Here is a 445-nt window from a genome sequence, read left to right on the forward strand (position 1 = left end):
AGGCCGCGGCCCTTGATGGTGTAGGCGATGATCACCGTCGGCCGGGTGTCGTCGATCTGCGCATACGCAGCCCGCAGCGCGTCGAGGTCGTGGCCACCGAGGTTCCGGATCGCCGCGAGGAGGGTGTCGTCGTCCAACTCGCCGATCAGGGCCGCGATCGCGGCGGCGTCGGGGCCGTCGCCGGGCAGCCGCCCCCGCACCTGCTCGGCGTCACAGCGCAACAGCCGCTGGTATTCGGGGTTGGGCATGTCCAGGATCCGGGTCCGCAGCGCCGGACCACCGGCCCGGGTGAACAACGACTCGAGCAGCGTCCCGAACTTCACGGTGAGCACCTGCCACCCGGCGGCGGCAAACATCGCCTCGAGCCGGCCCGCGGCGATGTTGGGCACCACCCGGTCCAGGGACTGCCGGTTCAGGTCGACGATCCACACGATCTCGCCGAGTT

Annotated in this window: 1 pseudogene; it reads right to left on the bottom strand. The window is 70.8% G+C overall.

Going from position 1 to position 445, the window contains the following annotated elements:
* Positions 1 to 445 (bottom strand): annotated as a pseudogene (locus P3H15_RS54630) (pyruvate dehydrogenase); the annotation flags it as partial.

Source organism: Rhodococcus sp. T2V (assembly GCF_029269925.1).
GTDB lineage: Bacteria > Actinomycetota > Actinomycetes > Mycobacteriales > Mycobacteriaceae > Rhodococcus_F > Rhodococcus_F koreensis.